The sequence below is a fragment of the Labrenzia sp. CP4 genome (assembly GCF_001579905.1).
Taxonomy (GTDB): domain Bacteria; phylum Pseudomonadota; class Alphaproteobacteria; order Rhizobiales; family Stappiaceae; genus Roseibium; species Roseibium algicola.
The window spans coordinates 38,728-53,565 of sequence record NZ_CP011928.1; the positions used below are offsets into that span (position 1 = coordinate 38,728).

Below are 14,838 nucleotides of genomic sequence, written 5' to 3' on the forward strand. Positions count from 1 at the left end.
ACGAACCCGAGAGTTTTAGCGCTCTACAAAGAGGAAACCTGATTCAGTTTTGAGCAGCAAAAGCAGCAGCGCAGAGCAAGCGGCGCGACCGGGCCGGATTGGCTAGCCCGGTTGAGGCAACAGCCTTGCTCTCAAACCGGAGGTAACGACGATGTGGCATTGGCCTATCAGCGTTACCCTTAAAGTGAAAAAGACCCGGACGACCTTGCAAATCGAAATCCGGGTCCAATTCATACTTTAGGGAAGGGGGCGGCGGGGAAACCTGCCGTCCCACTCCGGACAAGAATATAAGTCAATTCTCTGAATTTTCCAAATGATGGATGTCAAACAGGCAATCGGATGTCCTCGCGACATCGGCCGGTAGTGTGCAAACGTGAAAAACGGCGGCCAAGCGTGACAAAACCGTGAAACGGTGCCGCAGGACCGCTCCCGGAATAGCTGAGCAAAGGCCTTTTATCAAAATACCGATTTTGGAGCCCATTCCGCTCGCCTACCGCATCGAGCGGTAGGCCATCGGGCGAAGGGAGCCCTAACCCCCTCCCCTCGAATCTCCCCTCCCCTCTGCGAATGAACTACAGATCCTTTGGCATGTAGAGATCGCCGCCAGCACGATATCTGACTGCCATCGCCTCCATGCCCTCTTGACGAGCAGCGTCGCGGATATCGTGGGAAATCCGCATGGAGCAGAATTTCGGACCGCACATGGAGCAGAAGTGCGCGACCTTGTGGGCTTCCTTCGGCAAGGTCTCGTCATGCATCGAACGGGCCGTTTCCGGATCGAGCGCGAGGTTGAACTGGTCCTCCCAGCGGAACTCGAAACGGGCGCGCGACAGGGCGTCGTCGCGGACCTTCGCTGCCGGATGACCCTTGGCGAGGTCGGCGGCATGGGCGGCGATCTTGTAGGTTATGACACCGGTCTTCACATCATTGCGGTCGGGAAGGCCGAGGTGTTCCTTCGGCGTGACGTAGCAGAGCATCGCCGTGCCGAACCAGCCAATCATCGCGGCACCGATGCCCGAGGTGATATGGTCGTAACCCGGCGCGATGTCGGTCGTCAGCGGTCCGAGCGTGTAGAACGGCGCCTCGCCGCAGACCGCAAGCTGCTTGTCCATGTTCTCCTTGATCTTGTGCATCGGCACATGACCAGGGCCTTCGATCATGACCTGGCAGTCTTTCGCCCAGGCGATCTTCGTCAGCTCTCCGAGCGTTTCCAGTTCGGCGAACTGCGCTGCGTCGTTGGCGTCGGCAATCGAGCCCGGACGCAAGCCGTCACCAAGTGAAAAGGAAACGTCGTAGGCACGGCAAATGTCGCAGATCTCCTCGAAATGCTCGTAAAGGAAGCTCTCCTTGTGATGATGCAGGCACCACTTGGCCATAATCGAACCGCCGCGCGATACGATGCCGGTAACGCGGTTGACGGTGAGCGGAATGTAGGAGAGCCGGACACCGGCATGGATGGTGAAATAGTCGACGCCCTGTTCGGCCTGCTCGATCAGCGTGTCGCGAAAGACTTCCCAGGTAAGGTCCTCGGCAATGCCGCCAACCTTTTCCAGCGCCTGGTAGAGCGGCACCGAGCCGATCGGAACCGGCGAATTCCGGATGATCCATTCACGAATGTTGTGGATGTTGCGCCCGGTCGATAGGTCCATGACGGTGTCGGCGCCCCAGCGAGTCGCCCAGACCATTTTCTCGACTTCCTCCGCCATCGACGAGGTGACGGCAGAGTTGCCGATATTGGCGTTGATCTTCACCAGGAAGTTCCGGCCAATGATCATCGGCTCCGCTTCCGGATGGTTGATATTGGCTGGGATGATCGCGCGCCCGCGGGCGACTTCCTCGCGGACGAAGTCCGGTGTAACAAAATCCGGGATCGCCGCGCCGAAGCTCTCTCCATCACGGGGAAGCTTTTCGTTTGCAGCCTTGCGACCAAGGTTTTCCCGGATGGCGATGTATTCCATCTCTGGCGTGATGATGCCGGCGCGGGCATAGGCGATCTGGGTGACGGTCTTGCCGTCTTTGGCGCGGCGCGGTTTCTGCAGGTTAGGGAATTGCAGTGTCAGGCGCTCGCCGGTGGCAAAGCCGTTGTCTTCCGGCTTGACCATGCGGCCCTCATATTCCTCCGTGTCACCGCGGGCGGCGATCCACTCGGCGCGAAGGCGCGGCAGTCCCATCTCAATATCGATCGCCTGGGTCGGGTCGGTATAGGGACCGGAGGCATCATAGACCGTGACGGGCGGTTCGCCGGCGGTCGGATGGACTGCGATCTCGCGCACTGGTACGCGGATATCGGGATGAATTTCGCCCGGCTTGTAAACCTTTGTAGAGGCAGGCAGCGGCCCCTTGGTGATTTCGGGCGTAATAGTCTTGGTGGCAATGTTCATTCTGAGGCTCCAATCTTTCAAGTTGGAGACCCAGTTCGAAGCCGGAATGATGGAAAGACGCCATGACGCTCCGGATTCTGGGCAACGTCGTACTGCAGCGCTTGCACCGTCCCTACGCCAGTATGAACTGGATCAGGTTCAACGGGTCACTGCGCTGCCATCAATCAACGGCCCAGCAGTATCTCAGCCCCTTGCCGGGGCACCCCTGGTAACGTTGCCATCGGCCATCATCCACGTGCGTTTGTCAATACAGAGATGCTTGGCTCGACGAGGAAGTGCTGTCACTTTGGCGGCAAAAGGTTGAAGGAAATGTGCCGGGTGACTCCAAAAAGTTGTCCGCGGACAACAATGCGAAGTTCTTGTCGAAACTAGGCTGAAAAATGCACTTGGTTAAGCGTTTGTAAATTGGTAACGAATCGGAGCATATTGTAACAGCGCAGTTTGAGGCGTAGTTTTCAAAAATGCGCAGTTCGAGGATTTTTCGAGATGGACACCAATCTTCTGGTTGAAGGTGCTGCTGAACACCTGCCAACGACACTTTCGGCGGACGCGAATGAGCTCGCTCATCAATTGCAGATACATCAACGAAAAATCTTTCCACCTGCTTCTCAAAAGACTATCCGAAGATTTTCGCCTGCAGAAGCAGCTAAATTGATTGGCATTAAGGAAGGCTATTTACGTCAGGTCGCCGCTGATGGGCATGGCCCCGAACCAAACGAGAACGGTAGGCGCACATATTCTGTCGAGGACATGGATCATATACGTCAGGTCTTGGACGAGAAAAATGGCACGCCAAAATATGTGCCGATCCGTCGGGGAGATGAAAAGCTTCAGGTTATCACTGTAATGAACTTCAAAGGTGGTTCCGGAAAAAACCACCACATCTGCTCATTTGGCTCAGTTCTTGGCGTTGCGTGGATACCGCGTTTTAACAATTGACCTTGATCCACAAGCATCATTGTCAGCGATGTTCGGACATCAACCCGAACTAGATGTCGACGAGGGAGAAACGCTTTACGGTGCTATCCGTTATGAAGACCCTCGAGCCTTAAGCGAAATCATTCGATCCACATATACGCCAAACCTCCATATTGTTCCAGGCAATCTTGAATTGATGGAATTCGAGCATGAAACGCCCAAAGCAATGTCTGAAGGACGTTCAGCGTCCATGTTTTTCGCCCGAATAGGGGAGGTGCTGACAAGCGTTGAAAGCTATTACGACGTTGTAGTCATTGATTGCCCACCTCAGCTTGGCTTTCTAACGATGTCGGCCTTAAGTGCGGCCACAGGAGTATTGATCACCGTACATCCACAGATGTTGGACGTTATGTCTATGTCCCAATTTCTTTCTATGACAGCTGAATTGATGAGTGTTGTCGAAAAGGCCGGAGGGCGTACCAGCTATGATTGGATGCGTTACTTGGTTACTCGCTTCGAACCAAACGATGGACCACAAAGCCAGATGACCGGGTTTATGCGTTCAATATTTGGAAATCGCATGCTTCAACATGCGATGCTTAAATCTACTGCTATTTCTGATGCCGGTGTTACCAAGCAAACTTTGTATGAAGTCGAAAGAAGCCAATTTGTGCGCGGTACTTATGATCGCGCAATGGAATCTATGTCTCTCGTGAACCAGGAAATCGAAGACCTCTTAAACGTGACTTGGGGACGGAGGTAAGGGATGGCACGCAAAGACCTGATCAGTTTTTCGTCGGACGAGGATGGTGAAATCCAAGGGGATCCAAATAAATCGGATCGCCCACTGGCGGGCATCACGCCAAATAGACGGTCAAGTTCACCGGTTGGAGGCATCGCAAAAACTCTTGGCTCACTCTCAAGTCAGATGGACCGTGCTAGTGAATTAGAACGGCAACTGTTGGAAGGACAAAAGGTCGTTGAACTGGATCCCTCTCAAATAGACGATTCATTTGTTCGCGACCGTTTGGAAGCGGACCCGGAAGTCGAGAGGGACTTTGTTCAACAAATCGATGAGCACGGGCAATTAGTACCAATCCTTGTTCGTCCAAACCCGGCTCAAAAGGGTCGCATGCAGGTGGCATTCGGCCATCGTAGACTTCGGGCGGCCAGAAGCCTCAATCGAAAGGTCAAGGCTGTCGTTCGGGAGTTGAACGATGAGCAACTGGTCGTTCTTCAAGGGCAGGAAAACAGTGCCAGAACCAATCTTTCCTATATAGAACGTGCGTTGTTTGCAGCGCGATTGGAAGACCAAAAGTTCAAGCGGAATGTCATTATATCTGCGCTCAAAGTGGACAGAGCGGCTGTATCAAAAATGATCAAGCTGATCAAAGAATTGCCCGTCGAATTGATTGTTGCGATTGGCGCCGCTCCTGGTACAGGGCGACGAAAATGGATGGAACTTGCTGAGTTAGCAAAATTGGTTGATTGGAAGCCACTTCGAGAAATGTTGTCCGCGGACAACATCGCAGTGCTGACTTCGGACGAGCGTTTCGAATTCGTGCTTCGCAGCGCGAAGAAAGCAATAAAGCCGAAAAAACCAAAGATGGTGGTCCAACATGTTGAGCACGTACCGGTGACGATCAGATCGACCAAAAGCGGCACTACGTTCACCGTAAATGGAGCTAAAGCTCCAGGATTCGATGAGTTTTTGAAGGCTCAACTGAACAGTCTCTATGCGGATTACATGAAAGAGAGGGGGGAGTAAATGAGGCTCTAAACGAAAGAACCCGCCACAAGGGCGGGTCCAAACTTGAGATAAGCACGAGTGCCTATGCTCTATGTGTAGCAGCTAAAATCATAGAATCACTTGTAGCGCAACGCAAGTTCTGTCTTTGAGCAGAGCACGATTTCTTGCGTCTTTTTGCTTGTCTCGCATCTGAACACTCAGTGTCCGGTCGCGTTTATGCGCTTCCGGCAAAGGAGGACTTATGTCTTCGTCTCAGCAGATAGCGAGTTTTCGCAAGGTGTCTGCCGGGATCCTTGCGAGCGCGCATCTGGCGTCCCAGGAGGATCGGCCGAAGGTCACCAAAAAGGAAATCTCCCTGGTTCTGAAACGCGTCGCGCCGGCGCTTGGTATTGATGGCACGGCCTACCATGTCCTGGATATTCTCCTGGGCCTCGTCCAGGCGGACGACTTCCAGACAGGGAAACGGCCGGTGGTGGCGATCTCAAATCAACGGCTCGCCGAATACACACGGCGCACCACACGCACCGTCACCCGCTGCCTGAAGAAGCTCGTCGAAGCCGGAGTGCTTGCCTATCGGGACAGCCCGACTGGGCGCCGTTATATGTACCGCGGTTCAGACGGAGATTTCGCGCAGGCCTACGGGCTCGACTTCACGCCTGCATGCTTCAACTTGGAAGCCTTCAAGGCTCAGGCGGATGCGTTCCAGCGCCGGATTAAGGCAGAGCAGGAAGCCAAGCGGGCCGTCACGCGCTTTTCACGGGCGATCGCCGACGTGGTCGAATTGGAGCCTGCGGAGTTTCACGGCTTTGCAGCACGGGCCCATTCAGTTGTGAACCGGGATGAACTGACTGTCGTGGAAAAGGCGGGGATCCTGGAAACGATCTACACGGAAATTCTGGCTCTCCATGACGCCCACTCGTTGGAAATAAAGGATAAATTGTCATCCGCGGGTGACATTGATGTCAGCCCTTTATCTATTACAACCCAAACCGACTCTCTTAGAAGTAATTCTCAGCGGACTTGCTCTAACGAGCAAGACACTAAGTTTCCTTCTGACAACGGCTTCGCCGTTGAAATGGCTCTTGAAAAAGAGCCTTGCGGCGGTCGCTCGGAAACACAACGGCCGAAATCGCAAGCGGGCAGGGCAGGACCAAGCAAATTACCCGAAACCAACCTGGATGGCGTTTCCATAGGACTCATCCAGTCGGCATGTTCATCGGTACAGGCAGAAACCGGGATCAACTTGAACAGTTGGCCAGCCCTTTGTGGAGCTGCTGAACAGTTGCGCCTGCTGATCGGCCTAAGTCCAGCCGGATATCAGCTCGCTGTCGAGCGGCAAGGCAGATATCTGGCCGCGGCCTGCCTTGTGGTTGTCGCAGAGAAGGCGCTGCGGGATCCGGAGCACATTGCTTCGCCCGGCGGGTATTTCCGCGCCATGATTGACAGGGCAGGGGAGGGCAAACTCCACCTTCACAAGTCTCTGCATGGGCTGGTGTGAGGCGGTGGACGCGCGGACCGGGCGGCGAAAACTTGCGCTGACCACACGATAGACTTGGAAATCGATGAAGAAAATGCTATCTAGCTAGATAGCTAGCCAGTTAGTGAGGGCGAGATGATTTCTCTTCAAGATGCAAAGAACAGATTCAGCGCTGTGGTTGAAGCCGCAATGGCTGGCCGGCCTCAGGAAGTGTCCCGCAGAGGCAAACCAGCTGTCGTCGTTATTTCCTCGGAAGAGTATCGCCGGCTTCTCAGAGAAGCGAAGGGGCGGCGCGAGAGCTTTGCAGACCATGTCCTCAGCTTCCCGGGAGAGGGCATTGAGCGATCAAAGGTAACGCCCCGGGATGTCGAATTTTGATCTATGTTCTGGATACAAACGTGATTACTGCCGCAAGGCGTGCGGAAAGAGCGCCCAAGGTCGCTGCCTGGTTGTCGGATAAGCCGGAGGAAACGCTCTATGTGAGCGTTGTCACGCTTGGCGAAATTGAAAGAGGAATCCGGCTTCAGGAACGGCGGAATATGGATTTTGCCAAGCATCTTCGTCAGTGGTTGGACCGGACGGTTTCAATGTTTGGAGACCGGTTGTTGGAGTTTACCGCATCAGATGCCTTATGTTGGGGTGAGCTCTCCGCGAGAATTGGTCACAACGGCGCTGATCTGATGATTGCTGCTCAGGCTTTGACCCGTAACGGATGGGTCGTTACCGGGAACGCGTCTGATTTTGAACCGACAGGCGTGCAACTTGTCGATCCATTCGTTTGATTGGAAGTCTTGATTGCCAGATCCGCGTTCGGTGACGAAATCCGGGATAAGCTTTGCCGATCGCTCGCTTGCAAGGCCGGACCTTCGGTAGATGAACGGCAAACACGCTCGGCATTCGCCTTCGACAGCCAAAAATGCTATTATAGGTTAGAGAGTTAGGAACTTTTCCCGGTTCAGGCTCTCTATGGCGTCAGTTGCTAGGTCCGTAGTTTGGAGACTACCCCATGAACGTTCATTCCTCCCGTCCAGATCGTTCCCCGGAAGCCGTGGAACAGCGCCGCAGAGCCATTGAGCAAGCCACCGCAGCGAACAAACGGCAGGGCTATGTTCATGATCCGGTTCTGGAAAACGCCAACGCTCGCTATGTCGCCGGCGACATAACGATTGAAGAGCACCGCGCCGAGATGATGGCCCGCTTTCAAAAGTCCTGAATTCCCTTCAGAGAAGGTCCAGGCCGCCCCGGAATGGGCGGCTTATTTTTGTGAGGAATTCTGTTTGAGCAACGAACAAAAAGGCTCTTACACCTATCCGGACGTTCCAGGGGATCCGGAGCGCTCAGGCGTCCTGCGGAACAAGTTGAACCTCAGAACCCGAAGTGATCTGACGACCGCCGAATACGCGCTAACGACCTCGCGGATGGCAGAAGTCGTTCAAGGCCGTGGCCCCTCGGGCAACTTCGACGCTGCTCACTTAAAAGCCATACACCGGTTCATTTTTCAGGATGTCTACGAGTGGGCAGGGCATACCCGGAACGAACGCCCTGTCATTGATGGCGAGCGCGTTGAGCCGATCGGCGTCATATCGAAAGGCGGAACGTCCTTTTTGCACGGTTCCCGTCTGGAATTGGGCTTGAACGAAGCCTTGAAGCCGATTCAAGACCAGAGTGTCATGAAATCGGCCACTCCGGAAGAATTCGCCAGACGGGCGGCCCTGGCGCTGTCGGAGCTCAACTACGTTCACCCCTTTCGGGAAGGCAATGGCCGCGCCCAGGAAGCCTTCATTACGATGCTCGGTCAGCACTATGGCCGCGAGGTGGATTTATCCGTCATCACCAAGGCACGCATGATCGAGGCCTCCATCGAGACGACCCACGATCCGAAAAGCCCGTTGATGCAACATCTCCTCGAGGACTCCCTAAATCCCAATCGGCGGGAGGCCATCCGGGGCGCACTCTCGGATCTGGAACGGCTTGGAGAGAACCCGTTCGACCACAATGTACGCGCATCCCGTCCAGGCGAAACCCTGACCGGTCAAATCCTGGGACACAGCGACCGCGTTGCCAGCCTGTTGACCGAAAAGGGCATCGTCGCGCTGGACCGGGCGGACCTTCCTGTCAGGTTGCCGGCAGGCGATGCAGAAATCACGATCACGGTCCAATCGGATTTTTCCATTCTGGGCCAGCCGCCGGCACAGAATGCCGAACGTGTTCTTAGCTCCACCAAGGAGCGCCTTGAATCTCTCGTTTATGAAGCCGCCGGCGTCATGGTGCCGGAAAAGGTGCTCAGCCCCGAGGTGACGAGAGAGGAGCTGCAGGACCGGCTTGCGGTTTCAAAAGCTGCCATCAAATCGACCGAGAGCCTGGAGCGCCATCTCAAGGTCGTCTTCGCGGATCCTCAAAAGGTTATCAATCGGGTGAAAGACGCCGCAGAACTGGGCAAACTTGGCGATGCCTCGCTGGGTTATGAATTGAAGGACGGTCCCGAGAAATTCGGCAAACTCGCAGGGCGAGGCGGCATAACTTCCAGCCGCGAAGAGCGGCTTGCGCGCCGGAATGCCCTTGCCGGTACCGTGAACCTGCGTGCCATCGTGGAAACCCACATCAACGTGGTGCACGGGATCCGCAAGACGATGGCCCAGGAGCGCCGCGCCGTTGTCGACCAGGCGCGGGTTGAGGTCAGCGCGCCAAGCCAATCGCTGATGAAAGCCATTCAGGAAACCATGCCGTTGACCGAGGCGCACAAGGCCGAGCTCCGGCAGGTGATGGCCACGCTGGAAAAACGCTTCGGCACGGACTTGAGGGAGATCCGTGCGCACATGAAGCCTGAAAGGCATGCGGAGCTCTCCCAGAAACACGGCCTCGATCCCAAACAGATAGAGCGGGTGAAGAGCACCTTGAAAGTGCTGGACAAGGGGCGGGTTCGTGTTCGACAGGAAGCCCGCAAGCTGGAACAAGCGAAGTCGGCGGAGCGAGGCAAGGGCGGGCCAGTCTGCTAGCCAGGCGAAACAGATTGCGGAGAGGGCAGGGGGCCGGTCATCTTCCGGTTCCCATTGGAGCTATCCGAATATGCCGACGATTGGACAATACGGCCTTGAGCTCGTCCTCAACCTTGGGCGCAAAGAATTTCCCCGCCGGTTCCCGGCTCCTCGCTACCCAAATTCTTCCCGCCCTGCGGTCCTGCACTGGCGTTGCGGTCCCTTCGGGGTGCGGCCCGCGCTCTTGGCGGCCGTTCTTTTTGTCCATCGGCAATTCGAACAAAAGGAACCGGAAGATGACCGACAACCTCACCAACTACATCCAGTTCGCCGGTGACAAGCTCACAGGCAACATTGCAACTCTGGCCTTCGACGTCGATGTGACCGGCGAAGCCTTGCACAGCGACAACGAGAAAGCCCCCAAGTTCCGGCTCTATGCCAAGAGCCCAGCCGGCAAGCGCATCGATATCGGTGGCATCTGGGAGCGAAACAACGCCAACGGCGATCCGTACTTTTCGCTCACCATCAACACGGGCCACTCGAAGTTCTACGCGAACCTCGGCCGGTATCCGGATCAGGATGACGATGCACTTCAGGCCGTCATTCCGAATGACTATCTGAACAGCGATCGCCGGGGTTAATCCCCCGGCCTTCGGGCCGATGAAAGGCCCAATTGATCTCCGGGCTTCGCCCTGCGCGCTCCGCTTGCCGATGAGGCATCACCCAGCCGGGAGGTTTATGCTTCTTCTGTGAAAGCCCATCGTACTCCAACTCCTCACGAGTAAAGGATGAGCGGTTCCCCCAATTTTCACGCGGCCACGCTGCGCGCGTCCACGAGAAAATCGGCTCCCCCACTCACCGGCTCCGCCGGCCGCTGCGCGGTCCTTGACTCCCTCGTCGTGCAGAAGTGGGGACCTTTCGTCAGAAAAACGAAAGGACAAATCAATGATCAATCAAGTCAACACCATCGACGGCGGCAGTGCAGCTTACTGGGCCGAGCTCCGCGAGGCTTATCAAGTGATCGCCAGCGTGCAGTTTCGACTAGACGCTCTTAAAACGGAACCGCAGTACTGCGGATTTGTCGATGCTTACGGCGAACAGGAAGTCTTTGAAAACGTTGAACCGTGGGATCGTCTAGCCGCCGCTCAAGAGGCACTGAAGGCCAACCCGCGCGCCCTTGCCATTCTGGAGGCGTCAGGCCGGACAGCCGCATTTCTCGATATTGGCTTTTGAAACGTTCAATCGCGAGAGGGCGAAAGCCCTCTCGCAGTCTTCATCATGGTGACAGCCTGGCGCGCATCGAGCGCGCCAGACCGTCTTGGTAGGGTATCGCCGAACTTCTATCCCCAGGGACCTACCCCGATAGGACGTTTGATAATCCTGCTTTTCATCAGTTCTTCGCCTGGCTTGAGTTGCCAAACCGGGACGCGCCGACTTTCTCGGTCATGTCGTTCCGTCGGAAGAACATGGCCCGGCCGCAACGCAGTGGTTCGTTGCCGCTGGTGAAGATGATCTGTTCGTCGGATCGCATTTGCAGAACTTCATGCGGCTGGATGAGAGGACGCTGAGAGAGCTGGCGGGACCGGTTACGGGTGACATGACCACCGCGCGAGGAGCGGCTGACCTGTTCCACCTCGATTGTCGTCATGCCGCAGCGGTCGGAAATGTACCGGGCCGTGTCCGGATCGTTGATCGCGGAGAAGGAGACCCAGGACGCGGATTCGAACCACTTGGACGTGGCATCTTTCCCGCCGAAGGCTTCCCGCATCTGTCCGAGAGACTGAAATAGCATCAAGAGCGAGATGCAGTATTTGCGACCGGCATCACGGGCCGTCTCGATGATGCGCATGTAGCCGAGGCGCGCAGCCTCATCCAGCATGAAGAGCACCCGGCCGTTGACGTTGCCGTCCCGGTTATAGACAGCCTTCAAGAACGCACCGATGATCACACGGGCCATGCCGGGATGATTTTCCAGAGTGGACAGATCGATGTTGAGAAAGATCGTCGTCCGACCGTTGGTAATCGTATCCGTTCCAAACGTGTTGCCGGATACCAGCGCCGCATAGTTGTCATAGGAAAGCCAGTGCGTTTCCTTGGCCGCGGTCGCATAGACGCCCGAGAAGGTCTGAGGCGTCATGTTGATGAACGGACCGACAAGCTCTTTCACGAACTCGGTCGGAGCCGTGTCGTGGATGTCGGCCAGGAACTCTTTCAGGTTCTCCTCCGGTTTCGTCAGAATGCTCCGCACGGCGCGCAGCGACCGACTTCCCGTGGCGTTCTCTTGATCGGAAAAGACCACATGCGCGATTACGCTGGTAATGAGCTGTTCCGCATTGGTGCGGAAGAAGTCATCGGCGCCGGATGCAAGCCGCGGCTTTTCCGACATGAGCCAGGCCGCGACCGTCGCAATGTCCTCTTCGATTGACGAGCCGAACTGTCCGACCCAATCGAGGACATTGAAACCGACGTCAGATTCCTTTGGATCGAGACAGATAACCTTCTGTCCCATCGCGCTGCGGCTCTCAGATACCATCGGCGCTATCTCTGTCGATGGATCGAGGACGACCATCGAACCAGGATATTTAAGGCAGGTCGGAATGACTACCGATGTCGTCTTGTAGCCGCCCGATCCGGCAAAGACGATGCCGTGGGTTGATCCAAACCCCTGATCGAATGCAACGAGGGGAGCCTTGCCGCCTTTGCCCCAGGTCTCCTTATGGCGCGGATCGAAATTGACCTCCGTCACGCTATCCTTATCGACCCGGTAGCGCTCACCCAGGACAATTCCGCCTTGCTCCGGAAAGATCCTTGCAGCCATCGCGTTGTCCATCCAGTCGCTTTCGCCATGGATGGCCCGTCGGCCGGAAACGCGTTTCGGCCGATTGACGCCGAACGCCGTGTTTCCTTTCAGGCCGACCTTCAATCCGAACAGGCCGACGAAGAGCGCGCCGGTTGCACCACTGAGCGAATAGAGATCGGCATATTGCAGGATTGTCCCAGGCTGCACCTGAGACGAAAATGAATTCAGCCGCAGCACCTCATGGAGCGCCGCGATGGTGAACACCATCAGGCCGCCGATGAGTACGCCCACGCCAGCCCAGCTAACGTCGAGGCTGCCGCGCGCTGAAAAGAGAACAATGAGACCGAGGCCGGCAGCGACGAGGGAGGGGAGGGTGAGCCCGATCCTGCCGAGCATCATGTAGGCTTTTTGATTTGTGGCGAGCGCGGCCATCTTCGTCTCAATCCCGCTCAAGCCCCACACCGCCGCCAGCATGAGGGCTATCGGGATCAGCATCAACATTGCCCTTTTGACTGTCATCCTTGAACGCCGCCTTTCCGATCGCGCGCCATCTGTCGCGCTGATTTGTATCGCCAAGCTGTTTCGCGGCATCGGTGAGGATGCCGAGAAGGATGGCCTTGTCGGTTTCGCGAAGTCCGGCTTTGACGATGAGGCCGCCGAGCTGGATCTTCTCTCTTGCGTCTTTCTTGCGGTCCATGAACCGAGCCCGCTTTATCCGATTTTCGAGAGTTCGGAATTGCCCCTCAATTTTGCGGAGCCGGAGTGTGAGCTTGTGGAGTGGCCGGGTTTTGAAATCGGGCAGCAACATCTTTCAGAGCTTTGGAGAGCTCTGCCTCGTCAATGTCGAGATCGGCCAGGCCGCTCTCCATGACGAGCTTGGCAACGCGCTCGGACTGCTTCTTGAGCACTTCCTTTTTGCGCTGCTGCAGTTTCGCAATCTGTGCTTCGATGTCGTCGATCTGTTCGGAGGCGGTTTTGGCAGTGCGTGGAGCCATGAAATAATCCTCTTCAAGTGAATGGTTGCCGGTGCGGCATGGTTCGCTCTTAACGGGTCGGGGACTCCGTGTCGAGACGGGTTGCAGCGGGAGCCGTTCGTTCAACCCATGCGGAGTCCGCTCAGGTAAAAAGAGATGGGCCTATCGGTTTCGAAATGCGGGTTTTGAGGATCTGGTTTTCCAGCCCGAAGGGCCGCAGTCCGGTTTTGAGGAAAACCGGACGGAGCGGGCGGAGGCTTGAACGCGCTCCCCATCAAGCGCCGAAGAGAAAGCCGTAGCCTGTGGTAAACCAGATCCGGGCGGGAGGTCGGTTAGACAGTCAACCAATCCGGAAGAGGCAACGATTTTTGAAATTCGCTCTCTTTGGAAAAGCGCCAGTTGACGCCGAGCAGACCGGTGATGCGATCCGATATGAGATCCTGGAGACGGCCGTCATCAAGCATATTGACTTTCGCCTTTCTGACTACAAGTTCCCAATTGCGAACCAGCCTTAGATCAAGATCCCGAGTGATCGCAGATCGCCGTTGCCAGATCTTTTGAACGATACGGGAATAGGCGGCAGTCTGTTCGCCCGTCCAGCGGTTTGCCCAGGCAATGCGCTCCCACACTTCGTCAGACTGGCCGTGCGCATCAGCGCGACCCGGATGAAACATCCGGTGACAAGCCTTGCATAAGGAAAGCAACGCTACGAGAGTTTGAACGCCGCGCGTATCCGATACAGCGTCGCGGCGTTTCGGAGTGTGATACTCCCACAGCTCATGACACTCGATTGATTGGGGCTTGTCACCGCAGACCTGACAACAGCCGCCGCTTCGCGCGGTAGCCTCAAGCCGCAACGCGTTCCAGCTCCCTTGCGTAAGGATGTTTGCGAGGGATGCGCCGAAGGAGGTTTCGGGGATCATGTCAATCATGAGTGGCTGGATTTCGCTTTTGGCGAAGAGCGGCAAGAAGAGATCCAGCTCGGCAGGGATCTTATCGACCTTCCTCAGATCGATGAGAGCGCTTTCATTCTCTACCTGCGCTCCCGCCTCCTGGGCGTCGGCTTGTTCCGTCGTCCGGATGGGCAGATTGATTTCCAGTGTTTCCGCAGCCCACGTGCCGGGAAAGAGCGCAATCGATCCATTCGGCAAAGGACGTTTGGTGAAATAGTGAAGCGGGAAGCTGTCAGGCAAATCGTCGTGGCTGACCTTAAAGCCCATCGCATTCTGAAGCCTGACCCTCTCCAGTGAAAAAGAGCGTGTTTCGGTCTTCAGTGTCGAGGCCGCCTTTGGGTTGGCTTCGACTTTTGGAGCTTGTCGTTCAGAGGTGGGGGCGGGTGGAGTGACCTGTGTTTGCGCTTTTCTGCGAATGAGCCAGCCAAACATGTTTGGAAATGCCTTTTTCAGAAAATGAGCTTCGCGACTTGAAACCGAAGAGATGGGCTTGCGCCCAGCCGCCGCATGGCGGCTGCTCATTAAGAGGACTGCTTTCAAGCAGAACTTACTAATGCGCACTTATAGGATTGTGGATACAATCCCGGTATGCTAAGCGTCAAGTGTCTTC

The 14,838-nt window shown here is 56.1% G+C and carries 13 protein-coding genes, 2 pseudogenes and 1 riboswitch; of the genes and pseudogenes, 10 read left to right on the forward strand and 5 right to left on the reverse strand.

Going from position 1 to position 14,838, the window contains the following annotated elements; translation table 11 throughout:
- Positions 1–572 precede the first annotated feature (572 nt).
- Entirely contained in the window at positions 573–2,381 is a 1,809-nt protein-coding gene (gene thiC, locus ACP90_RS27545; protein ID WP_062492128.1) for a phosphomethylpyrimidine synthase ThiC, read from the reverse strand.
- Between the two features lie 91 nt (positions 2,382–2,472).
- Positions 2,473–2,598, reverse strand: a riboswitch (TPP riboswitch).
- A 269-nt stretch (positions 2,599–2,867) separates the two neighbouring features.
- Here thiC and repA point away from each other — a divergent pair.
- From repA to ACP90_RS27585, 10 genes and pseudogenes are all read left to right on the forward strand, one after another.
- Positions 2,868–4,062, forward strand: a pseudogene (gene repA, locus ACP90_RS27550) (plasmid partitioning protein RepA).
- A 3-nt stretch (positions 4,063–4,065) separates the two neighbouring features.
- Entirely contained in the window at positions 4,066–5,067 is a 1,002-nt protein-coding gene (gene repB / locus ACP90_RS27555; protein WP_062492131.1) for a plasmid partitioning protein RepB, read from the forward strand.
- A gap of 223 nt (positions 5,068–5,290) precedes the next feature.
- Positions 5,291–6,547 carry a plasmid replication protein RepC gene (repC, locus tag ACP90_RS27560; protein WP_062492133.1) on the forward strand — a complete coding sequence of 419 codons (1,257 nt, stop codon included), beginning with the start codon at positions 5,291–5,293 and terminating at the stop codon, positions 6,545–6,547.
- Between the two features lie 114 nt (positions 6,548–6,661).
- A complete protein-coding gene (locus tag ACP90_RS28110; protein ID WP_082809967.1) occupies positions 6,662–6,904 on the forward strand; it encodes a type II toxin-antitoxin system Phd/YefM family antitoxin in 243 nt (80 codons plus the stop codon).
- A complete protein-coding gene (locus tag ACP90_RS27565; RefSeq protein WP_062492135.1) occupies positions 6,901–7,308 on the forward strand; it encodes a type II toxin-antitoxin system VapC family toxin in 408 nt (135 codons plus the stop codon). The genes ACP90_RS28110 and ACP90_RS27565 overlap by 4 nt, the downstream gene beginning before the upstream one ends.
- A 224-nt stretch (positions 7,309–7,532) precedes the next feature.
- Positions 7,533–7,739 (forward strand): antitoxin VbhA family protein, encoded by a 207-nt coding sequence (locus ACP90_RS27570; protein WP_062492137.1) that lies wholly within the window; start codon positions 7,533–7,535, stop codon positions 7,737–7,739.
- A gap of 64 nt (positions 7,740–7,803) precedes the next feature.
- A pseudogene (locus ACP90_RS28870) lies at positions 7,804–8,694 on the forward strand (Fic family protein); the annotation flags it as partial.
- 96 nt (positions 8,695–8,790) lie between these two features.
- Positions 8,791–9,522 (forward strand): BID domain-containing protein, encoded by a 732-nt coding sequence (locus ACP90_RS28875; protein ID WP_286145781.1) that lies wholly within the window; start codon positions 8,791–8,793, stop codon positions 9,520–9,522.
- Between the two features lie 275 nt (positions 9,523–9,797).
- On the forward strand, positions 9,798–10,142 hold the full coding sequence (locus tag ACP90_RS27580; protein ID WP_062492226.1) for a DUF736 family protein: 345 nt from the start codon (positions 9,798–9,800) through the stop codon (positions 10,140–10,142).
- 304 nt (positions 10,143–10,446) lie between these two features.
- On the forward strand, positions 10,447–10,734 hold the full coding sequence (locus tag ACP90_RS27585; protein WP_062492139.1) for a hypothetical protein: 288 nt from the start codon (positions 10,447–10,449) through the stop codon (positions 10,732–10,734).
- A 157-nt stretch (positions 10,735–10,891) separates the two neighbouring features.
- On the opposite strand, the gene traG is transcribed toward ACP90_RS27585, so the two are convergent.
- The 4 genes from traG to ACP90_RS27605 form a co-directional block, all read right to left on the reverse strand.
- A complete protein-coding gene (traG, locus tag ACP90_RS27590; RefSeq protein WP_265733584.1) occupies positions 10,892–12,796 on the reverse strand; it encodes a Ti-type conjugative transfer system protein TraG in 1,905 nt (634 codons plus the stop codon).
- Complete coding sequence (gene traD, locus ACP90_RS27595) at positions 12,741–12,998, reverse strand: conjugal transfer protein TraD (protein WP_062492143.1); 258 nt, start codon at positions 12,996–12,998, stop codon at positions 12,741–12,743. Before traD ends, traG begins: the two co-directional genes overlap by 56 nt.
- A 46-nt stretch (positions 12,999–13,044) precedes the next feature.
- Positions 13,045–13,296 carry a TraC family protein gene (locus tag ACP90_RS27600; RefSeq protein WP_062492145.1) on the reverse strand — a complete coding sequence of 84 codons (252 nt, stop codon included), beginning with the start codon at positions 13,294–13,296 and terminating at the stop codon, positions 13,045–13,047.
- A gap of 311 nt (positions 13,297–13,607) precedes the next feature.
- The gene (locus ACP90_RS27605; protein WP_145915866.1) at positions 13,608–14,750 is read right to left on the reverse strand and encodes a hypothetical protein; all 1,143 of its coding nucleotides are present in this window, start codon (positions 14,748–14,750) and stop codon (positions 13,608–13,610) included.
- Positions 14,751–14,838 lie beyond the last annotated feature (88 nt).